21 protein-coding genes and 4 pseudogenes are annotated in these 20,363 nt (G+C 69.2%); 15 read left to right on the top strand and 10 right to left on the bottom strand.

What is annotated here, in order from left to right; translation table 11 throughout:
* The 3 genes and pseudogenes from AOK17_RS11620 to AOK17_RS11605 all read right to left on the bottom strand — a co-directional run.
* Positions 1 to 256 (bottom strand): annotated as a pseudogene (locus AOK17_RS11620) (helix-turn-helix domain-containing protein); the annotation flags it as partial.
* Positions 253 to 837 carry a tyrosine-type recombinase/integrase gene (locus AOK17_RS11615; protein ID WP_245697096.1) on the bottom strand — a complete coding sequence of 195 codons (585 nt, stop codon included), beginning with the start codon at positions 835 to 837 and terminating at the stop codon, positions 253 to 255. The pseudogene AOK17_RS11620 and the gene AOK17_RS11615, both read right to left, overlap by 4 nt.
* Positions 838 to 1,532: 695 nt before the next feature.
* Positions 1,533 to 1,898, bottom strand: a complete 366-nt coding sequence (locus AOK17_RS11605) for a beta/gamma crystallin domain-containing protein (RefSeq protein WP_055612321.1) — start codon at positions 1,896 to 1,898, stop codon at positions 1,533 to 1,535.
* 713 nt (positions 1,899 to 2,611) lie between these two features.
* Here AOK17_RS11605 and AOK17_RS11600 point away from each other — a divergent pair.
* The 5 genes and pseudogenes from AOK17_RS11600 to AOK17_RS48275 all read left to right on the top strand — a co-directional run bounded on the left by AOK17_RS11600 (position 2,612) and on the right by AOK17_RS48275 (position 8,434).
* On the top strand, positions 2,612 to 4,861 hold the full coding sequence (locus tag AOK17_RS11600; RefSeq protein WP_107102363.1) for an ATP-binding protein: 2,250 nt from the start codon (positions 2,612 to 2,614) through the stop codon (positions 4,859 to 4,861).
* Positions 4,862 to 5,014: 153 nt separating this feature from the next.
* A complete protein-coding gene (locus AOK17_RS11595) occupies positions 5,015 to 5,806 on the top strand; it encodes an alpha/beta fold hydrolase (protein WP_055612320.1) in 792 nt (263 codons plus the stop codon).
* The gene (locus tag AOK17_RS11590; protein ID WP_055612319.1) at positions 5,803 to 6,630 is read left to right on the top strand and encodes an alpha/beta fold hydrolase; all 828 of its coding nucleotides are present in this window, start codon (positions 5,803 to 5,805) and stop codon (positions 6,628 to 6,630) included. Before AOK17_RS11595 ends, AOK17_RS11590 begins: the two co-directional genes overlap by 4 nt.
* Positions 6,627 to 7,424, top strand: a complete 798-nt coding sequence (locus AOK17_RS11585; RefSeq protein ID WP_055612318.1) for an alpha/beta hydrolase — start codon at positions 6,627 to 6,629, stop codon at positions 7,422 to 7,424. Before AOK17_RS11590 ends, AOK17_RS11585 begins: the two co-directional genes overlap by 4 nt.
* A 243-nt stretch (positions 7,425 to 7,667) precedes the next feature.
* Positions 7,668 to 8,434 (top strand): annotated as a pseudogene (locus AOK17_RS48275) (IS5 family transposase).
* A gap of 21 nt (positions 8,435 to 8,455) precedes the next feature.
* Here AOK17_RS48275 and AOK17_RS11575 read toward each other — a convergent pair.
* Complete coding sequence (locus tag AOK17_RS11575; RefSeq protein WP_055612316.1) at positions 8,456 to 9,421, bottom strand: NAD(P)-dependent alcohol dehydrogenase; 966 nt, start codon at positions 9,419 to 9,421, stop codon at positions 8,456 to 8,458.
* A 108-nt stretch (positions 9,422 to 9,529) separates the two neighbouring features.
* Here AOK17_RS11575 and AOK17_RS11570 point away from each other — a divergent pair, with 108 nt between their 5' ends.
* Complete coding sequence (locus AOK17_RS11570) at positions 9,530 to 10,210, top strand: TetR/AcrR family transcriptional regulator (RefSeq protein ID WP_055612315.1); 681 nt, start codon at positions 9,530 to 9,532, stop codon at positions 10,208 to 10,210.
* Positions 10,211 to 10,346: 136 nt separating this feature from the next.
* Positions 10,347 to 10,742, top strand: coding sequence for a hypothetical protein (locus AOK17_RS11565; RefSeq protein ID WP_245697095.1), 396 nt, complete (start codon positions 10,347 to 10,349; stop codon positions 10,740 to 10,742).
* Positions 10,743 to 10,749: 7 nt separating this feature from the next.
* Here AOK17_RS11565 and AOK17_RS11560 read toward each other — a convergent pair whose 3' ends face one another.
* Both AOK17_RS11560 and AOK17_RS11555 read right to left on the bottom strand, forming a co-directional pair.
* Positions 10,750 to 11,115, bottom strand: a complete 366-nt coding sequence (locus AOK17_RS11560) for a hypothetical protein (RefSeq protein WP_055612314.1) — start codon at positions 11,113 to 11,115, stop codon at positions 10,750 to 10,752.
* On the bottom strand, positions 11,112 to 11,966 hold the full coding sequence (locus AOK17_RS11555; RefSeq protein ID WP_055612313.1) for an IS5 family transposase: 855 nt from the start codon (positions 11,964 to 11,966) through the stop codon (positions 11,112 to 11,114). The genes AOK17_RS11560 and AOK17_RS11555 overlap by 4 nt, the downstream gene beginning before the upstream one ends.
* A 132-nt stretch (positions 11,967 to 12,098) precedes the next feature.
* On the opposite strand from AOK17_RS11555, the gene AOK17_RS49930 reads away from it, so the two are divergent.
* Entirely contained in the window at positions 12,099 to 12,917 is an 819-nt protein-coding gene (locus AOK17_RS49930; RefSeq protein ID WP_157881306.1) for a hypothetical protein, read from the top strand.
* 407 nt (positions 12,918 to 13,324) lie between these two features.
* On the opposite strand, the gene AOK17_RS11545 is transcribed toward AOK17_RS49930, so the two are convergent.
* Positions 13,325 to 13,675, bottom strand: a complete 351-nt coding sequence (locus AOK17_RS11545; protein ID WP_055612311.1) for a putative quinol monooxygenase — start codon at positions 13,673 to 13,675, stop codon at positions 13,325 to 13,327.
* A 159-nt stretch (positions 13,676 to 13,834) separates the two neighbouring features.
* On the opposite strand from AOK17_RS11545, the gene AOK17_RS11540 reads away from it, so the two are divergent.
* Entirely contained in the window at positions 13,835 to 14,209 is a 375-nt protein-coding gene (locus AOK17_RS11540; protein WP_055612310.1) for a MerR family transcriptional regulator, read from the top strand.
* Positions 14,210 to 14,374: 165 nt separating this feature from the next.
* Complete coding sequence (locus AOK17_RS11535; protein ID WP_157881305.1) at positions 14,375 to 14,578, top strand: hypothetical protein; 204 nt, start codon at positions 14,375 to 14,377, stop codon at positions 14,576 to 14,578.
* A gap of 10 nt (positions 14,579 to 14,588) precedes the next feature.
* Here AOK17_RS11535 and AOK17_RS11530 read toward each other — a convergent pair.
* Positions 14,589 to 15,338: pseudogene (locus AOK17_RS11530) on the bottom strand (Tn3 family transposase); the annotation flags it as partial.
* On the opposite strand from AOK17_RS11530, the pseudogene AOK17_RS11525 reads away from it, so the two are divergent.
* Positions 15,339 to 15,551: pseudogene (locus tag AOK17_RS11525) on the top strand (hypothetical protein); the annotation flags it as partial.
* Positions 15,552 to 15,605: 54 nt separating this feature from the next.
* On the opposite strand, the gene AOK17_RS11520 reads toward AOK17_RS11525, so the two are convergent.
* A complete protein-coding gene (locus AOK17_RS11520; protein ID WP_055612306.1) occupies positions 15,606 to 17,096 on the bottom strand; it encodes an FG-GAP and VCBS repeat-containing protein in 1,491 nt (496 codons plus the stop codon).
* Between the two features lie 372 nt (positions 17,097 to 17,468).
* On the opposite strand from AOK17_RS11520, the gene AOK17_RS11515 reads away from it, so the two are divergent.
* The 3 genes from AOK17_RS11515 to AOK17_RS52125 all read left to right on the top strand — a co-directional run bounded on the left by AOK17_RS11515 (position 17,469) and on the right by AOK17_RS52125 (position 19,335).
* Complete coding sequence (locus AOK17_RS11515) at positions 17,469 to 18,200, top strand: IS5/IS1182 family transposase (protein ID WP_055612305.1); 732 nt, start codon at positions 17,469 to 17,471, stop codon at positions 18,198 to 18,200.
* Between the two features lie 320 nt (positions 18,201 to 18,520).
* Positions 18,521 to 18,997, top strand: coding sequence for a transposase (locus AOK17_RS52130; protein ID WP_245697094.1), 477 nt, complete (start codon positions 18,521 to 18,523; stop codon positions 18,995 to 18,997).
* Entirely contained in the window at positions 18,889 to 19,335 is a 447-nt protein-coding gene (locus tag AOK17_RS52125) for a transposase (RefSeq protein WP_245697097.1), read from the top strand. Before AOK17_RS52130 ends, AOK17_RS52125 begins: the two co-directional genes overlap by 109 nt.
* Here the strand turns inward: AOK17_RS52125 and AOK17_RS11505 are convergent.
* The gene (locus tag AOK17_RS11505; RefSeq protein ID WP_079052942.1) at positions 19,244 to 19,783 is read right to left on the bottom strand and encodes a hypothetical protein; all 540 of its coding nucleotides are present in this window, start codon (positions 19,781 to 19,783) and stop codon (positions 19,244 to 19,246) included. The genes AOK17_RS52125 and AOK17_RS11505 overlap by 92 nt on opposite strands.
* Positions 19,784 to 20,001: 218 nt before the next feature.
* Between AOK17_RS11505 and AOK17_RS11500 the strand changes: the two genes are divergently transcribed.
* Positions 20,002 to 20,363 (top strand): PadR family transcriptional regulator (locus AOK17_RS11500; protein WP_055612303.1); only part of this gene is annotated, 362 nt, incomplete at its 3' end.

Below are 20,363 nucleotides of genomic sequence, written 5' to 3'. Positions count from 1 at the left end.
CGGCCTGCAGGCCGGTCTCCTCGCCGAGGCGCCGGACTTTCTCCGGCTCGGGGATCAGCAGATCGCTGATCTCGCAGCCGAGGGCGACGCAAATGACGTCCAGGTCCTCCAGCTTGAGTGAGACGGGCTGGCCGGACCACAGTCCGGACATCTTCCCGGCCGAGATCACCAGGCCGTGCTCTGCAAGGCTCCGCTAGAGCTCGGAGGCTTTCCAGACGCCCTTGTTCGCGGCGGTCAGCCGTAGGTTCCACCTCATCGGACCAGTCCTTCCAGCCGCTTCGCGGCCCGTTCCGTCCCGGCGACCCAGGCATCTTCAACCCGGGTCTGCTGGACGTGGATGTATCGCATGGTCGTGGCAATCCAGGAGTGCCCCAAAACCTCCTGGATTGCGAGCAAGTCAAGCCCGTTCCCGTAGAGTTGGGACGCGCAGAAGTGCCGAAGGACGTGCGGAGTCAGCGTCTCGCCCCACCCCGGCAGGTGCGCTTTGGCCGCGTCCTTGAGCCCGCTTCGCAGGGCGTCGTCGCCAACCCGGCGGGAGGAGCCATCGGTGCTCTTACGCTCGGAGGGAAACAGCGGGGCACCAGGGCGTGTGTGATCGTCGTCGAACTGGCCCCAGACGTCCTCGATGAACCATCGAAGCGTCCGATCAGCGCCGTTGATCAGCGGCACCATCCGCTCACGTGGCCCCGATCCACGGGTGCCCTTGCCGTGGCGAACGTGGAGCTTGCCGAAGCGGCCCAGGTCCCACTTGATGTCGGCCAGGTCGAGCTTGCATGCCTCGCTCACCCGCAGGCCGACCTGGGACATCAGCTTCGGCGCGCTGTGGGACGTGAGCATCGATCAACCGTGGTTTCTCTGCCGCTTCGTGCCAGGAGCAGGCTGGGATTTGCTCGGTCCGCTCTTCGCCGCTCAGGAGGAGGCGCGACGCCAGCACTTTCCTGGGCACCTGATCGGGGCGATTGCCGCCGTGAGAGATCTCAGGGTGGAACTGCGGCCTGTGGCGGGTGGTGAGCTGCTTCGCCCCTGGATGATCTATCTCAGTGAGGGCCGAGCCAGCTTTCGGTACTGACTCTCGTCGTCAGCTTTTGTGTCGGCGCGGAGGAAGGGGAGGGTGAGGTCGATGCCTTCGGTCTCGCCGACCCAGTCCTCGGCTTCGGCACGTGCTCGACAGTCCAGGAGGTCGGCCTCCGGTTTCGAGGCGGGGCGGCATCTTGGTGTTGACGTGGAGCATCGGGCAGCGGATGCAGGCTTCTCTCAACTAGCGGTGCGAACTGCTCAGTTGGCTGACGTCACACGCGAAGGTACCGCCGCAGAAGGCGTGGTCATCCCGGGCAAGGGTCCGGTATGTCACGCCCTCCCAGCCGTTTGGGCCGCCTCGGCGCCGGCCGCAGGCACCCACCTGTTCGACGCCGTCCGGCCACCCAGGGAGAGCCGGCTCCGTCGTTCTCGCGATCAGTAGGAGGGCTACGGCAAGTGGCCGTGCCGACTGGGGACGGCGATCGGCAGGATCGCCGTCCCGCACGGCCGGTGCTTCAGAGGATCCTGACCTTGTTCATGCGGACGCCACCGGGATGGTTCGGCCAGGTGTAGACGGTCCACTTGTCGATCGCCGCAGCGGGCTGCCACCTGCCGTCGCCGTACCACTGGACACGGTTGTTGCCGGTCGAGATCCGGGTGACCCACCAGTTCGTGGAGAGCAGGTCGGCCTCTCCGGCATTGGCGTAACACCGCATCTGTGAGTTCTCGCCGGGCCGGTGGATGGTGACCTGCAGGAAGTCGCTCCGGCTGCACGTGCCTTCGTTGATCGCGAATGCGTTCGTCGCGCCGACGGTGAGTGAGGCCGTTACCGCGACGGACGTAAACGCGGCCAGGGCCGCCCGTCTGGCGATTTGCTTCATGGGGAATGTCCACCTTCTAGAGCAGGAGCAGGAGCGACCAGCCAGGACGAAATCGCCTCGCGTGCCGCTCCGTTGAGAGTCGATGAGTGAAGCCACCGCGCGGAGTTCGTGGATGATCCTCTTTCGTCAGCGAGGTCGCTGACCAGCCCCAGAAAGGCAGAACTGCCCGAAGGTACGTGAGGATTGCCTGACGGTCCATCGGCTGCCACTGGGAAGGGATAGCGGCCGAATACGGCCCCGGGACTGGGGGCTCGCATGCTGAGGTGTCGCGCATTCGTCGGTGAAGTGTCCTGCTGGATGTGGGCCTTTCCCTGTCCTCGGTAGCGGCAGGGGCGCATGCCATATCAGTGGGCGAACTCGTTGACTGTTCACTCCACTTGCCCGGGTTGCTCGCCTGCGCGACCGGCGCAGTCAGAGACGAGACCTGCTCACCGGAACGTGGACGCAGGAACAACGGGCACCTCGACAACTACATCGGTCATCGGAACTACCCGAGCATGCCCGTTGACCATGCTGCCGCACCGCGAAACGCCAAGATCCCCGACAGAGTCAAGCTCAGACACCGCTTCTGAAGTGGGTGGCCTACCCGTGCCCGGTGAAGGCCACGCGAGCTTCCACGCCGGCGAGGCGTTCCGGAAGTGCTTCGGCACTGCAGACTGCCACTACCGCGGCATCCCTCATAGCATCGGCTTGATCACATGGCTGGGGGGCTCATGACGATGGGGAAGCGGCTCCGGGAGCTGCGGCGGGCTGCCGGTATGACGTTGGAGGAGTTGGCCGAGGCGTCGGGGGTCAGCGCCCGGGCCATCAGCGACATGGAGCGGGGGCACAGCCGGGCGCCGCAGCCCCGGACGCTCGCCGCGCTCGCCGTTGCGCTGAGGGTAGGCGAAGAGGAGCGCCGGCGCCTGGAGGAGGACGCGCGCGCACTGCGCCGGAACACCGCCGCCGCCCGGCCCGGTCCGTGCGAACCTCCGCGCGCGGTTCCCGACTTCACGGGCCGGGTGGACGAACTGGAGGCGGTCCGCCGTACCGCGGCCGATGGTGCCCGTGGCGGCCCCGCACCGGTCGTCCTGGTACACGGGCAGGCCGGGGTCGGCAAGACCACCGTCGTGCTGCGGGCGGCCGAAGCGCTCCGCGGCGACTACCCCGGTGGCTGCCTCTACGTCGATCTGCGTGGTGTCGATGCCGCCCCGCCCTCCGCGGGCGACGTCGCGGTGCGGCTGCTGCGGGCGCTGGAGATCCCGGTCCGTGCCATCGCCGCCTCGGACGAGGAGCGGTGTGCCCAGTTACGGGCGGTGCTGCGTGAGCGGCGCTGCCTGCTGGTACTGGACAACGCCGCCGACGAAGCGCAGGTGCGGCCACTGCTCCCGGGTGAGGGGGCCGGGCTGGTGCTGGTGACCTGCCGGCGTGTGCTCAGCGGCCTGGAGGGTGTCCGGCGGCTGGTCCTGTCCCCCTTCACACCGGAGGAGTCGGCGGCGCTGCTGCGGACGGTCGCCGATCAGGCGGCTCTGCCCTCGGCCGCCGCCGACGTCGCCGAGGTGTCCCGGCTGTGCGGGCACCTGCCGCTGGCGCTGCGGATCGCCGGCACCCGCCTGTCCACCAGGTCCGGCTGGTCGGTGCGCCACCTGGTCGACCGGCTCGCGGGGGAGGACCGGCGACTGGCCTCCCTGCGCAGCGGCGACGTCAGCGTGGTGGCCGCCTTCACGCTCTCCCACGCCCAACTCTCCCCCCGGGCGCGGCGGGTGTTCCGACGGCTGGCGCACCTGCCGGGCACCGACTTATCGGCCCCGCTGGTCGTCCTGGTGACCGACGACACCCTGGCGGACACCGTGGACGTGCTCGACGAGCTGGTGGAGCTCGGACTGCTCCAGCCACAGGGCACCGACCGGTACCAACTCCACGACCTGCTACGGCTCTTCGCCGGTGAGCGACTGCGGGGCGAGGAGCCGGAGGGTGAGCGGACGACCGTCCGGCTCGGTATGGCGCGGCGGCTGCTGGAGATCACGGTCACCGCGGGCCGCTGGTTCGAACCCGGGCACGGTGCCCCGCCCGGCAACTGGAGCGGGCCGGTCCCCCTCGGTACGGCGGACGAGGCGGCCTACTGGCTGCGGGCCGAGGCGGAGAACTGGCTGGGCGCCCTGCGGATCGCCGCCCGGGCCGGGGAGCACCGGCGGGTGGTGGAGACCGCCGAGGCGCTGCACTGGTATTCCGACACCACCATGGCCTGGCGCGGCTGGTACGAGGTGTACGGACTCTCCCGGGCGGCCGCCGTGGAGCTGGGCGACCGCCGTCTGGAGACCGTGCACCTCAACTACCTTTCGTGGGCCGCCTCGAACTGCGCCCGGCGTTGGGAGGAGGGTCTGCGGACGGCCCTGGCCGCGCGGGACATCGCGGCGGCGGAGGGGGACCTCAAGGAGGAGGCGTGGGCGTTGCAGTACGCGGCGGACGCCCTGAAAAGCGCCGGGCGGCACGCCGAGGCGCTGGAGATGATCCGTGCGGCTCTGCGCCCGGCCGACCTCGCCGGCGACCACGACGGGTACGTCCAGTTGTTCATCCGCATGGGAGGGATGCAGATCGGACTCCGCCGCTACGAGGAGGCCCTCACCACGTACCGGGAAGGGCTGCGCGAGGTGGCGGCACGTCCGGTGGCGGCACGCCCGGGGCTCAGTGTGCGGGCCGGGGCCGTGGTGGACACCGCGCATGTGCTGGCCCTTCTCGGACGGTGGACGGAGTCGCTCGACGAGGCCGGGCGAGCTGAACCGCTGGCGACCGCGTACGGCGTCCCCGCGCTGACCTGCCGCCTCCACCTCGCCAGGGGGCTCGCCCTGGCCGGGCTGGGCGAACGCACGCGCGCTCGCGCCGAGTTGCTCCGGGCGCTGGAGGTGATCGACGACCAACCGCTGCATCCGGTGGCCGCCGAGGTGCGGGAGGCACTGTCGGCGCTCGCGGCGTCGACCGACTGAGGCACACCGGGCGATTTCCGGGGGCGTCCGCGCGGTAGTTCTGCGTGCCGTTCTGCATGGTCCGGCCGAACGGGCGCTGCTTTCCTCGTCGTACGGCCGCGCAGGCCTGCTTCCGAGAGAGCCCGAGACCCCGAGAAAGGGGCACGTCTCCTTATGCCTCCTCCCGTTCCCCGTAGAACTTTCCTGGCCGGGGCCGCCGTCGCCGCGACCGTCGGCGTCGGCGGCCCGGCCGCGGCGACCGGGCACGTCCCGCGGCCGAAGCCCACGATCGTGCTGGTGCATGGCGCCTTCGCCGACGCCGCCGGCTGGTCCCAGGTGATCGCGTACCTGACCCGCGACGGCCACTCCGTCATCGCCCCGCCCAACCCGCTGCGCGGTGTGCACGCCGACTCCGCCTACCTCGCCGCCTTCCTCGACAGCCTGCCCGGCCCCCTCGTCCTCGTCGGGCACTCCTACGGCGGCATGCTGATCACCAACGCCGCGTACGGCAACGAGCGGGTACGGGCACTGGTCTACGTGGCCGCCTTCGCACCCGACGCCGGCGACACCGTGTCCGACCTGCAGACGATGTTCCCCGGCACCCGGCTCACCCAGGCCGAGCTGGACCTCCGCCACCATCCGCAGGGTGTCGAGGGATACGTGAAGCGGACCGCCTTCCGCGAGGTGTTCGCCGGCGACCTGTCCCGGCCGGAGGCCGACCTGCTGTGGGCGACGCAGCGGCCCGGCGACACCGCGACCCTCTCCGAGACGTCCGGCACGCCGGCCTGGAAGACGGTGCCCTCGTACTACCTGGTCGCCCGCGAGGACAACCTCATCCCGGCCGCCGCGCAGCGCTTCATGGCCGAACGGGCCGGCGCGCTCACCGTCGAGGTCAGGGCTTCGCACGTGGCGATGATCTCCGAACCGCGGATCACCGCCACCCTTATCGGAAAGGCAGCACGATGACCCACGTCACCACCTCCGACGGCACCCGCATCTTCTACAAGGACTGGGGGACCGGCCGCCCCGTCGTGCTCAGCCACGGCTGGCCGCTGAACTCCGACAGCTGGGAGGCGCAGCAGCTCTTCCTCGCCGGCCACGGCTACCGCGCCATCGCCCACGACCGCCGCGGCCACGGCCGGTCCACGCAGACCTGGCACGGCAACGAGATGGACACCTACGCCGACGACCTCGCCACCCTCCTGGACCACCTGGACCTCCAGGAGGTGACCCTGGTCGGCTTCTCCACCGGCGGCGGCGAGATCACCCGCTACATCGGCCGGCACGGCACCGCCCGCGTCGCCCAGGCGGTGCTGGTGGCCGCGGTGCCGCCGCTGATGGTCCGCCGGGACGACAACCCGGACGGTGTCCCGGCCGAGGTCTTCGACGGCCTGCGCGCCGGCTCGCTCGCCGACCGCTCCCAGCTCTACCAGGACCTCGCCGACGGCCCGTTCTTCAACCACCCCACCACGCCCGTCTCCCAGGGCGTCCGCGACGCCTTCTGGCTGCAGTCGATGGCCGCCGGACACCGCAACGCGTACGAGTCGATCGCCGCCTTCTCCGCCACCGACTTCCGCGCCGACCTGGCCCGCTTCGACGTGCCCACCCTGGTGATCCACGGAGACGCCGACCAGGTCGTACCGTTCGAGGTCGGCGGCAAGGCGTCGGCGGCACTGGTCAAGGACGCCGAACTGCTCGTCTACCCAGGAGCCCCCCACGGCCTGACCGACACCCATAAGCAGACGCTCGCCGAAGACCTGCTCGCCTTCCTGGAAAGGCACGGCAAATGAGCACGATCGTGCTGATCCACGGGCTGTGGGTGACCCCGCGCAGCTGGGAGCAGTGGATCCCGCACTACGAAGCGAAGGGGCACAAGGTGATCGCACCGGCGTACCCCGGATTCAAGGCCGAGGTGGAGGCACTGCGGGCCGATCCCTCTCCCATCGCGTCGCTGACCGTACCCGAGACCGTCGCCCACCTGGAGAAGGTGATCACCGGGCTGCCGGAGAAGCCGGTCCTCATCGGCCACTCCTTCGGCGGGCTGCTCACCCAACTCCTCCTAGACCGGGGCCATGGCGCGGCCGGAGTAGTCATCGACTCGGCGCCGCCACAGGGCATCCGGGTCAACCCGCCCTCACAGCTACGGTCCCTCTTCCCGATCTTCAACAATCCAGCCAAGAGGCACCAGGCGGCGGGCTTCACCCCTGAGCAGTTCCACTACGCCTTCACCAACACCCTGCCGCAGGACGACGCGCAGGCGGCCTACGACCGGTACGCGATCGCGGCACCGGGCAGCTGGGTGTGGACATACGGGCTGATCGCCAACCTCACACCCGGCAAACGGGAGACCTGGGTCGACTTCCACAACCCCGAGCGGGCCCCGCTGCTGTTCCTCGCCGGCGGGCGGGACCACATCATGCCGCCCGCGGTGAACAAGTCCAACTTCCGCCACTACAAGGGGCCGGGGACCATCACCGACTACCACGAGTTTCCTGAGCGGTCGCACTGGACGTGCGCGGAACCGGGCTGGGAGGAGGTCGCCGACTACGCGCTGGACTGGGCCTTGCGTCACGCGCCCTCCTGAAAGCGCTGCGCACCGTGTCGCGCGGTTCCTGACCGGAACCGTGTGGCGGCGGGAGGTTGGCCGCGTCAGCGACGGCCCACGGAGCCCAGTGGGAATGTGTCTGGTAGACGGTCTCGTGGACCACGTGCATCTCCGGCCGGTCGGGAAACTGGGCGCGCAGGGCCTATCAGACCTGCTCAGGACTCCACCGTCGGTCTAGGGTCCGTTGCGAAAGTGGATCTTGGTCGTGGATGATCACGCCCCGTGGGGCGTGGTGATCTGACGAATGGACAGTGGGCCCGGCTTGAGCCGTTGTTGCCGCAGGGCATCAAGCTGGGCCGTCCGCCGGTGTGGACGCGAGGGCAGCTGATAGACGGCATTCGGTGGTTCGTCACTCAGCTCCAAGCTCAGGCGGACGCGAAGGGCCTGATCACCTGGGACGTGAATATCGACTCCACCGTCTGCCGGGCCCACCAGCACGCCGCCGGGGCCTCGGAAAAGGGGATCTGCAATAGGAACCGCCCGGCGGCATTGCCGCTGAGCCGGCCGACCATGGTCTCGGACGTTCCTGAGGCGGCCCGACCACCAAGATCCACCTTGCCGTCGAGCAGGGGCAGAAGCCGCTGAGCGTCGTGATCACAGCCGGCCAGCGGGGTGACTCGCCGCAATTCGAGCCGGTCCTGGAAGCCATCCGGGTACCTCGCCTTGGTCCGGGCAGGTCCCGCAGGCGGCCGGACCGGGTGCGGGCCGACAAAGCGTACGACTCCCGCCTCAACCGGGCCTGCCTGCGCAGACGCGGGATCAAGGCGACCATCCCGGTCCCCGCCGACCGCGTCCGCAACCGCCAGAAGCTCGGTGCCCGAGGCGGTCGGCCGCCGAAGTTCGACAAAACCGACTACCGCGAGCGGCATGCCGTCGAGTGCGGGATCAACTGCCTCAAGCGCCACCGGGCCGTGGCCACGAGATACGACAAGCTCGCCGTTTGCTACGAGGCGACCGTGTTGGTCGCAGCCCTCAACGAGTGGCTGTGACCAGCACTTTCCCAACAAACCCTAGTCGACCCTGACCACGTACTTGCCCCGCACCCCGCCCGCCTCCAGCGCCCGGTGTGCGGCCGCTGTCTCTTCCAGCGGGAAGACCGTGTCCACCGCCGGCCGCAGCTTCCCCTCTGTCACCTGGCGGGCGAGGTCGTCGAAGAGCGCACGTTCGGGGTTGCCGCTGAAGAAGCGCACCCGGCCGCGTCCGTGGACGGCGCTGGCCGCGATGTAGCCCAGCGAGGCGGCGGGCCGCGTCAGGTCGAAGGCGATGGTGACCATGCGTCCGCCCGGCTTCAGCATCCGCCGTACGGTGCGCAGGTCGGTGCCCGCCGTGTCGAGGACCACGTCGAACAGTCCCAGTTCCGCAGGGGACACGGTCCGGTGGTCGACGGCGTGGTGAGCACCGAGCGTACGGACGAAGTCGAGGTTGGCAGCGCGGGCCAGGGCCGTGACCTCGGCACCGTACGCCTGTCCCAGCTGGACGGCGGCATTGCCGACGCCGCCCGCCGCGCCCCGTACAAGCAGCCGTTCGCCGGGGCGCAGTGCGGCCTTGTCGCGGAGGGCCGTGACGGCCGTGGTGGCCACCGGCAGCGCGGCAGCGGCCACGAGGTCCAGTCCGTCCGGGACCCGGCCGAGACGTTCGGGCCGTACCGTCACGTACTCGGCGGCGCTGCCGAATCCGGAGCTGCGACCCAGGACGCCCCACACCTGGTCGCCGACCGCTACGCCGGTCGCGCCGGTGCCGAGTGCGGTGATCTCGCCAGTGAAGTCGAGCCCGATGCGCTGCGGGAACTTCCGGCCGGTGATGAGGCGAGCCCTACCGGAACGGGCCGCCAGTTCGCCGCCGTTCACGCTGAACGCGCGCACGCGCACGAGGACCTCGCCGGGTTCCGGTCCGGGACGTGGCACCCGGCCCACATACAGCACCTCGGGGCCGCCGAAGCGGTCGAACAGTACGGCTTTCATCGTGCGGTCGTCCATCGTTGCGTTCTCACCTTCGCCACCAGTGGCCGTGCGGGGGATCGTGGCGCCGAGCGTAGGCTGGCAAGCGGACGACATCGTCCATTTGACCGGAGGTGAGAGACAGCGGTGGGGGAATCCTCTCGGATCGCGGGGCAGGACAGTCTGCGGGCGGACGCCCGGCGCAACCGGCGGCGCATCCTCTCGGCTGCCCGCGTGGTCTTTGCCGAGCACGGCATCAACGCGCCCATGGCGACCGTGGCCCGGCGGGCGGGGGTCGGCGTGGCGACGCTGTACCGGCGTTTCCCGACGCGGGACGCCCTGGTGCGGGCCGCGTTCGCGCACCAGATGGACACCTGTGCTCGGGCGCTCACCGAGGCGCTGGCCGACCCCGATCCGTGGCAGGGCTTCCAGCGACTGGTCGAGACGGTCTGCGAACTACAACGGGAGGAACGGGGCTTCCCGGCCGCGTTCGTCGCGGCCTTTCCGGACAGCACGCGAGAACACGCGCGGGCACGGGAACAGGCCGAGCAGGACTTCATGACCCTGGTCCGCAGGGCTCAGGCGGCGGGCGTGCTTCGGGCCGACTTCCACCCCTCCGACCTTGCCGTGGCCCTGTTGTCCCACTGCGGTCTCGTCACCGCATTGCCGGATGACCGTGCGGCGTCCCGGCGTCTGGTGGCGTACTTGCTCCAGTCGTTCCGCGCCGAGGCGGCCCACGGAGCGCTGCCAGCGCCGAGCGCACTGTCGCTGCGCAGTCTTCCGCTCGCGGCCCACGACTCCCAGAGACAGCGGTCCTCCGGAGCCTGATACGAAGCGGCGCCTGCCGCGTGGCCGCCCTTCGGGCGACCGCGCCACTTTCACAACAGGCCCTAGGGCCTGTCCGATGGGTCGTGCGAGCTGATCAGGGACGTGGCCTACTGTTTGCTGAACGAAGGGGGGCTGCATGGCGCGCGATACAGCCGAAGCAGAGGTGGGCATGAAGGGGATCACGTTTCCTGCCTGGCACGGAAAGCACTACGTACCCCTGGCTGAGCTACTGGTTCGCCTCGGCAGCTTCGGCCTAGACCTGACGTGGCGCGTCGAGTTCGACGAGATCGTCGATCCTCGCTGTGTCGAGATGGCGAGCAGGTCCGCCGACGCCGGGATGGACACATTGACGCTGTTGTCGTTGACGACCCCCTTCCTCCAGTTGATCGACGCCGAAGCACGTGGGTTCGCCGGGGACGAACTGGTGCTCGTCCTGACCGAGTTCGACAGCTCCTTGTGGGATGTCAGGGCTGCCGATGAGCGCGTACTCAGCGAACTTCGCCAGCACTACCCAGGTGCCAAGGACCTCTGAGTGGACGTTAAGTCCGCTTCTGGTAGCGGCCTCGTCCGGGTTGAGTGAGGAAGCCTTGGCGGGTGAGGCGTCCGAGGCGGCTGCGGGTGATGTTGACGGATGCCTCGTCGGTCGGCATGCCGAGGTGTTCGTGCAGTTCACGGGCTCGGAACTCTTGATCGGGATGCTGGTTGAAGGTGTTCACGATGGCCTGGTAGGCGGTGTTCGTCTCGGGCGGTGCGGGTTGGCCTGAAGCCGGTGCGAGTTCGGCGATGACCTTCCGGGTGGTGACCAGGTTCGCGAGTCGCGCTTCGGTCTCGGTCAGGGCGGCGGTCAAGTGATGGATCTCGTCGTGCTGGGCCTGGAGGTCGGCCAGGAGCTCGATGACGTTCACGCGGCCAGTCCGAGGGCGTCGCGCCAGGCTGGACTCGGTGTGGTCAGACGGCGGGTCATGTTCGCGATCGAGGCCCAGTAGACGCGCGAGGCGGACGTGTCGGGCCGGTGATCGTACTCGCGGGCCAGGCGACGGTGCAGCATCAACGTGCCGTTGACCTGCTCCACGATCCACCTCTTCGGTTGCGGGACGAAGCCTTTGCCCTGGTCGGCCGGGTTGCGGCGGACGACTTCGACGTCGATGTCCAACAACGCGCCATGGATGAGGACTTCGTCCTTGAAGCCCTGGTCCACCAGAGCCTTCTCCAGGCGCATCCCGCACCGCTCGGCGGCCTGGTCGAGCAGGGCGGTGCCGGCCGTGTTGTCGTGGGCGGATGCGGCCAGCACGACGACGCCGATGATCAGCCCCAGCACGTCGACGGCCAGGCCCCGCTTGCGGCCCGACACCTTCTTGTCGGCGTCCAGTCCCGTCGTGGTCTTCGGGACACCCGCGGCCGCGCGCACGGACTGGGTATCGAGGATCCCGAGGGACGGGTCCTCCAATCGCCGGGCTCTCTCCCGTACCTGGCAGCGCAGGAGTTCCTGAATCCTCTGGTCAAGGCCATCCTGGCGCCACAGGCCGAAGTAGTAGAACACCGCCGACCAGGCCGGCAGGTCATGGGGCAGGTAGCGCCACTGGCAGCCCGTCCGGCTCTGGTAAAAGATCGCGTTCACGACCTCCCGCAGATCGCAGGATCCGGGATCTCCGGTCGCTGACCGTGCCACCCGGTCCTGTCTCCAGGCCGTGATCATCGGCTCGATCAACGCCCACTGCTCGTCCGCCAAGTCGCTGGGGTACGGCTCTCGATCCATGCCCGCATCTCGGCATGCACATGCCCAGCGGATGGCCTGCCCGACGATCAGTACCTCGATCGAGCGATCACGAACCGAGGAAGATCGGACTTAACGTCCACTGAGCTGGCGGAGAGTTGTGCCCAGAGTGTGGTGGAAGGCGCGCAGGAAGTGCTGTGGGAGGGGCGGGACATGGGAGCCGGTGAGGACGTCCGGGCGGTGTTGGGCGATGGTTGGTGGGAGGGGATGCTCAGGGAGTCCGGGGAGTTGGAGAGAGCAGCGGAGGTGCGGTGTCCGGGTGCGGTGCGGCGGCTGGACGCGCTGCTGCAGGCGTGGGCGGTCGGATTCGCGGCCGTGCGGCCCGATGTCGTATCGCCGGACCTGGCTGCGTCTCGGCGGGGTCTTCGCGCGGATGAGGCGGCGGGTTTCCTGGCGGCGCTCGATGCGCGGGTGCTGCATGTGGACTCTGCGGGATTTGTTGTGCCGCAGGCCTTCCGGTCCAAGGCTTCAGGGGGGCGGTATGCCCTGTTCAGCCGCAACGGTCGGGGCATGGCGGTGAACCTGGAGTATCTGATCCAGATGGCTGCTGCGGCGGAGTTGCTTGTGGATCACGGGGTGGCGGGTGCGGACATCTGTATTGAGCAGGGCGAGTTCGATGCGGTGGTGGAGGACGGCGGCGGCCTTCCCGTGCTGGCGATGGAGGCCAAGGCCCGGGTCGAAGGGACAGACGGGCTGCTGGAATTGCTGAACTCATTGCTGAGGCTGGGCGTGAATCCGCAGGCGACGGCCAGGAACAATCACCGGCGCAAGTACGCGGCCCTGCTGAATATGGCGGCGCGGGGACCGGTGGTGTTGTGGCTGGTGGCTGACGGGGCGCGCTGGGCCTTCGACGCGAAGGTGGGCGCGGGAACACTGCGGCTGACGCCCCGACGCGATAACCACTCGCTCGTGTGCCGAAAAGGAGGAGGATAGTGCGGTGCGATATGCGTGGAGACGGTCCCTGCTGCCTGTGACTGCCGACAATGCGCAGGGCCGGACGCGTTTCGAACACCGCCTGGACTGCTGGTCGGTCGAGACCCGCTTGTGGACCAGGTTCGCCACTCGGGGCCTTTCCGTACGGAGGATCGGACCCCATCTGTCGTCAAACCCTGTCAGCAATCACCATCGGATCTGATTGGATTCGCGCCGTCGCGAACCCCCGGATTGCACGGGTTCATTGGACGCGCGGCCCGTCTGTCGTCATTCGATCCTTTGCCGACAGGCGGCGCGCAGCGTGGACCGGCCAGCAGCCATACCTCTGCCCGCAGGCCGTGCCATCGCGGACGGCGATCCGGATGCGGCTGGCCCCGCGTGGCGCGGGGCCAGCCGTGTGCCGTGGGTCAGGAGAGGGGGTGCAGCCAGTGGGCCTCCAGTTCCCCCTCGACCAGGCCCGCGATGGCGGCGAAGTACGTCTGCATGAACGGCTGCGAAACGTGCGCCAGCAAGTGGGCGCCGGAGGACCAGCGCTCGTAGAAGGCGAAGGCGCCCGGCTGGTCCGGCGTGGTGTGCACCACGTACTGCTCGCATCCGTCCTCCTTGCGGGTGAGGCCGATGATCGCTTGGATCTCGCCGAGCATCCGGCCCTCCCCGCCCGCCTTGGCCCGGGCGTATCCATATACCGCGACTGGTGTGTCCGAGGCGAGGATGGCGGCGGGGATGAGGCCGTCGGGTGTCGTGTCGTCAGTGCTCATGAGGTCCTACTCCGTCATGGTCGGTTCCGCCGGTGCTGATGGCCGGCGACCGGAGTGTAAAAGTTGACGTTAACGTCAAAGGCAAGTTGGGTGACGAACCCCGGGACGGCCCGACAGCAACCGGGACCCAGCGGCATGCGGAGCAGAGGGAGCGACGGGATGCGAATCGGCGAGGTGGCATCGGCCGCGGGAGTGAGCACGCGGGCGCTGCGCTACTACGAGCAGCAGCAGCTCATCGCGTCGAGCCGCAGCACAGGCGGGCAGCGCCTCTACACCCCGGACACGGTCGAGCGAGTGCGGTGGATCCAGCTCCTCTACGCTGCCGGGCTGAGCAGCCGGACGATCGTGGAGTTCCTGCCGTGCGTGCACACTGGTATCGCCGGCCCGGAGATGATCGCCCGGCTTCGCGCGGAGCGGGACCGCCTCGACGATCACATGCGGGACCTTGCCGCCACGCGAGCCCGACTGGACTCTGTCCTCGCCGCCGCCGAGTTCGGCGCGACACGGCCGGCCGGCGAGGCCGCGGAGGTCTGAGGCTCGACCAGCACGCGCACGCCTTGGCCCGGTGTCCAGGCCGAGGACGCCGAGCTGGTCCTCCACGCCCTCGCGGTAGCCGACGACCACATCCGGGCCGAGGACGCCGAGGAGTGGCTGTTCTCGGACTTCAGCTGGGCGGAGTTCGACGCCGAGGTGCATCTGATGCGCACGCTGGGCCGGTTCGAGGGCGGCGTTGACGCAGACCGGCCCCTTGGGGACTCCTTGGAGGAGTTCACGGCCTCCGAGTTCCACTTCCCGGTCCGCGACTGGGACCTGTGCCGCTACAGCGACTGGTTCCTGCTCTCCTGCGTGGTGCTGCCCTGGATCGTCGAGCAGTACGACGCCGCGCTGGTGCCCGCCGGCTGACAGGCCTGCTTCAGTCGGCCGCCGACTCGTCCTCGTCCAGCTCCGGCGCATCCGGGTCGCATAGCGGGCGTAGGGCGCCGGCGGCCGGGGTGGAGGCGGTGAAGCTGTAGCGGCCGAGCAGGTTCAGGTTGCGGTGCTTGAGCGGGGACAGGCGGGCAATGTCCTCGTCGCGGATCTCGTGGCCTTCGGCGCGGAGCTGTTCGACGGCGGCGTCGATGTAGCGGGTCGTCCGGAGCGCGATGGCGTTGAGGACCAGGCCGAGCGCCCCGAGCTGGTCCTCCATGCCGTCGCGGTACGCCTGGTGGATGGTGCCGCGCTTGCCGTGGCAGACGTCGCGCGCGAGCTTGTGGCGGGACTCCTGCACGGTGAGCTGCCGGTTCATCTGGCGGCGGTAGGTGTCGTCGACCGGGTCGATCACGCGGAGCAGGTGTTCGGTCTTGGCGATGCGCCCGTACTCGGCGAACGCCTGCCCCAGCGGGGCAGGGCGTCCCTCGCGGCCGAACATGCGCAGCAGGTCGTAGGCGCGGACCTGGTTGGTGACCAGGGAACCGGCGACCTTCAGCATGACCGGCCAGTGCGTGATCACCTTGTTCGGGTTCACGCGGTTGCGGGCCAGGTCCTCCAGCACTGCGTACGTCCCGGTCTCCACCCCGGGCATCGTGGCCCGCCAGAACCGCTGGTCGTCCAGGTCGCGGAACCGCGGGCTGGAGTTGTAGCCCAGGATTTCGAACAGGCCGAACACCATGTCGGAGTAGGAGGCTTCGTGGCGCTCGCGGAGTCCTTCGGCGTCCCCGGCGTACGCACCACCCCGGACTCCCTGGCCGACGACCTCGTCAAGTCCCTCGCCACGCCCGGCCCTTCGGTGGTCGTGCTGCCTGCGGTACTGCGGATGTTCGCGCCGACGCACCTGGACCGAGGCGGTGAGGCGGCCCGCGGACCTCGGCCGAAGCCGGCTCGCCCCGGCCGGACATGACGGTGGGGCGGCACCAGGCCGCCCCACCGAACCCCCGTTGCCCGATCGGCTCGTTCAGCGCAGGAGCGCGCCGAAGCGGGCGCCCGTGGCGGGCGCCGAGAGGTCGCCGGCGCCGAACGCGAGGGACGACGTGGCCGTGAGACCGGTCGCCGTGCCGCGAAGCACCCAGACCGCGCCGTTCCAGCTGTTCTCGGCCAGGGAGCCGGCCGCGAGGTCGGCGTGGCCGTCACCGTCGAGGTCCAGCAGCGCGCTGCTCGCGCCGAACTGGTCGTCCTCCTCGGCGACTCCGGGCACCCCGGCGGTGTCCTGGTGGAAGGTCTGCGTGCCGGCGCCCGTGACGCCGGTGGCGCTGCCGGGGACCAGGGCGACGGAGCCGGCGTCGGTGATGTCGCCGATGTCCTCGCCCGGGATGCCGAGCGCGATGTCGCCGAAGCCGTCACCGTTGACGTCCGCCACCGAGACCGTGGAGCCGATCCCGTCGCCCTCCTCCTCCACGCCGGGGAAGCCGGGCAGGTCCTGGTCGAAGACCTGTACGCGCTCCTCGGACAGGCCGGAGGCCGCCCCGAACGCGATCTGGACCTTGCCGCCGTTCCAGTAGTTGCCCACCACGACGTCGTCGAACCCGTCGTTGTTCACGTCCCCGATGCCGGTGCCCGTGCCGGTCGCCGTGCCGTCCGAGGGGGTCCAGCCGGTGGTGAAGCCCGTGCTGCCGCCGCCGAGGAGCAGATGGTTGCCCCACTGGCCGTCGCCCGCGTACTTCCAGGCGACGATGTCGTCCTTGCCGTCGCCGTTGACGTCGCCGGTCCGGGTGGAGCGGATGGGACCGGTGATCGAGTCGCCGTCCTCCTGGCAGCCGATGCCGTTGGTGGCGCAGGACGCGTCGGGGGTGTCGTAGCCCCACCAGTCGGCCTTGTCCAGCAGGGGCAGGGTGGCGGTGGGCTGTCCGGCACGGGAGACCGGGCCCTTCCACACCGTGGCGTCGCCGCTCGACGGGTCGTCGCCCGCGCCGGACAGGTAGGAGAACAGGGCGAGGTCCGTCTTGCCGTCGCCGTCGAAGTCACCGGTCGTGGGGGACTGCCCGTACCCGGGTATGGCCGTGCCGCCGGTGAGTCCGGAGGCGGAGCCCCAGAGGATGACGGAGCCGGGACTGCCGCCCGAGATCACCAGGTCGCTGAAGCCGTCGCCGTCCAGGTCGCCCTTGGTGAAGTTGGTTCCGAAGCGCTGGTTCGCGGTGGCGGAGCCGGGAACGCCGCTGGTGGAGCGGCTGATGAGCTTCTTGTTGGAGGCTGAGACGCCACTGGCGGAGCCGTACGTGACGGCCACATAGCCCGCCTTGGCCTGGCTGGAGATCGTGGCGTCCGGGGCCGACACGACCAGGTCGGCGTATCCGTCGCCGTTGAAGTCGTCCTGCGCGTCCGCGGACCCGGTGGCCGCCTGCGCCGAGCCCCCGGTGAGGGCCATGGCGCCGAATCCTCCGGCGAGCAGCACCGCGGCTGCCAGGGGTGCTGTGAGCGCGGTACGAGTTCGGCGGTGTGCTCGGGACATACGTGAGCCTTTCGAGTCGGTCGGTTCTATGCGCGGAAGGCCGCGTTCAGTGGGTACGACTCGAGCCGGGCGATCCCAGTTGTACGTCCCAATGTCATGGATTCGTAACCGAGGAGACAGGTGTGGCGCTGAACTCCCTTGTTGTGACGGGGAGTTCAGCGCGTGTTGTGAGTAGGCGTGCTGGTAGCAGCAGGTGAGTGTCGGCAGCATGGAGCGCTGGCTGCCTGATGACAGGGCGTGAGGCGTTTCCACCCTGACGGGTGATTGGACGGGCGACCGCGGCGGTGGGCATGAAAAAGCTCTTGTAGACGGGTTCACGACCAAGATCACCAGTCCGCCAGGAGCTTTCGCGCGCTTGTCTACCCGTCCGGTATCGATCTGTCCAGCCGCACCCTGCAACACCTCTCCGGTCTCCTCGCAGGTCACCGTCGTCGGATCGGCTCCCGGTGGCGTCGCCTGACCTGCGGCCGGCAGGCCCTGCTCGTCCTGGCCCACCTGCGCTGCCGCGACACCTACGCTCGCCTCGCAGCAGGTTTCCGCGTCGGTATCACGACGGTCCACCGGTACATACGCGAGACCGTCGATCTTCTGGCCGCACTCGCGCCCACGCTGGAACAGGCCATGACGACCGTGCGGAAGAAGGCGTACGTGGTCCTCGACGGCACCGTGCTGCCGATCGACCGCATCGCTGCCGACCAGCCGTATTACTCGGGGAAGAAGAAGCACCACGGGATCAACGTGCAGGTCCTCGCGGATCCAGCCGGCCGTCTGCTCTGGGCCTCGGACGCCCTACCCGCAGCCGTGCACAATCTGACCGCGGCCCGGACCCACGGCATTCCCGCCGCCCTGACGGCCGACGACGTCAAGTGCTGGGCGGACAAGGCATATCAGGGCGCAGGCCCTGCTGTCCGCGTCCCGTTCCGGGGCAAGAACCTGCGCGGCCGGCATCGGCGTCACAACCGCGATCACACCAAGATCCGCAGCCTGGGCGGACGCGCCATGGCCATCCTCAAATGCTGGCGGCTCCTGCGTAAGCTCCGCTGCAGCACCACCCGGATCACCGCTGTCGTCCGTGCCGTCGTCGCACTCGAACTTGCCACCTGATCAAGATGGAAAGGTTCAGTAATGGTCACTGAAGAAAGGGTTGTGGTCTAACTGGCCGTTCTCTATCCGCTCGTGTGGTCGGTGAGGCTTCGAACGGCGTCCTGGTTCGGGTGAGTTGTTCGGTGTGGAGGCATGCAAGTAGGGCCTCTTGGTAGCTCGCGGATGACGAGTCCAGCGAGAGGCAAGAGGCCCTGTTGTTGAAGTGTCGCGTGGTCGTGGCCGCCGGGGCCAGTTCGTCCACTCGTGGGTGTGACTGTCTCGCTCACAGATACGGGAACGCGGTGGACCGGCCGGATCGCCGGCCCCGGTACGGCTCGGACATGAGCGATGCCGAATGGGCTCTGATGAGGGAGCTGCTGCCGGTTCCGGGCTGGCTGGCGGGCCGCGGCGGGCGTCCGGAGGGCTACTGCCACCGGCAGATGATTGACGCGGTGCGCTACCTCGTCGACAACGGCATCAAGTGGCGGGCGATGCCTGCGGACTTCCCGCCCTGGCCGCGGGTCTACGCCTTCTTCGCCCGTTGGCGGAACACGGGGCTGGTGACCGAGCTGCACGAACGGTTACGGGAGGCAGTCCGCCGGTCGCAGGGCCGTGCACCGGAGCCGAGTGCGGCCGTGGTGGACTCCCAGTCGGTCAAAGCGGACGCCACGGTCGCCCTCGACTCACGCGGGTTCGACGCGGGCAAGAAATCAACGGTCGCAAGCGGCACCTGCTCACCGACACGCTCGGACTCCTGCTGGCCGTGCTGGTCACACCGGCGTCCACCACCGACCGGGACGGCGCCCGGAGGCTTCTGACGACGGCAACCGGCCGCTTCAGGCGGCTGGCACGGGTCTGGGCCGACGGCGGCTACACCGGCCATCACACCGACTGGACCACCCAGCACCTCGGACTCGCCCTGGACATCGTCCGCCGCCCGAGCGACGTCCAGGGTTTCCAGGCACTGCCCCGACGCTGGGTCGCCGAGAGATCCTTCGCCTGGCTCCTGCGCAGCCGGCGCCTGGTCCGGGACTACGAGCGTCGCACCGACACGAGTGAAGCCGTCATCCGGTGGTCGATGATCGCGCTGATGAACCGCCGCCTGGCCGCCCGGAAGCACCTGCGTCATCGGTCTCTTCCGAGGCCGGCAACGTGAACCGTCCCGGCTTGGCCTCTACCAGCCAGCCCCGTTCCACCAGTCCTTTCAGACGTGCTCTCGCACCCTCCACGCGGGAGGCGGACGCGCTGTCCCAGCCCAGCACCGCAGCCGCCCGCCGGGCACCCAACCCCTCGACTCCAGCCTCCGCGGCGGCGGCCATCACCGCCTGATAGTCCACCGACAGGTCCCCGGCCCCGGCCGCGTTCTCCCGATGCGGCACCGCACGGCGCGGCCAGACCGGCTTCCTCTGCGACACACCGACGACCATCTCGGCAGGCACTTCCTCCCCGGCCAGCGTCTCCAGATACTCCTCGAGGCCGATCGCCCGACGCCTGAGGACTTCTTCGGCGTCCGCCAAGTCCGCCCGAACCCGTTCGAGTTCGGCTTCGAGCTCCTCCACCCGCACGACCGCGGCCTTCCGCCGCGCTTCCAGAACCGCTCGCATCGACGGCATCCGCCACCCCCACGGCAACTCGTTCAGCAACGAGTCGAGGTTTCCGCGACGGCCGCAATCCCATGCCTGACCAGCGGAATCCGCACACGAGGTTCGGAAAGAGAACGGCCTCTGAGGCAGCCCCATCGCGTGACGTGAAGATATCGTCGACGATCACACTGTCCACACGCGTACGCGCCTCATGTATACACCGCGTGTATAGTCACACCATGTCCATCGGTCACACGCTCCTAGGACTCCTGGAGTCCGGGCCCCGCCACGGTTACGACCTCAAGCGGGCCTTCGACGAGAAGTTCGGTCACGACCGGCCGCTCCACTACGGCCAGGTCTATTCGACGATGTCCCGGCTGCTGAAGAACGGCCTCGTGGAGGTCGACGGGATAGAGGCGGGCGACGGCCCCGAGCGCAAGCGGTACGCGATCACCGAGGCGGGCGTCACCGACGTCCAGCGGTGGCTCGCCACACCGGAGAAGCCGGAGCCCTACCTCCAGTCGACCCTCTACACGAAGGTCGTCCTCGCCCTCCTCACCCACCGCGACGCGTCCGGGATCCTCGACACCCAGCGCGCGGA

Source organism: Streptomyces phaeochromogenes (genome assembly GCF_001418655.1).
GTDB lineage: Bacteria > Actinomycetota > Actinomycetes > Streptomycetales > Streptomycetaceae > Streptomyces > Streptomyces phaeochromogenes.
This window is presented reverse-complemented; position numbering and strand designations above follow the sequence as displayed.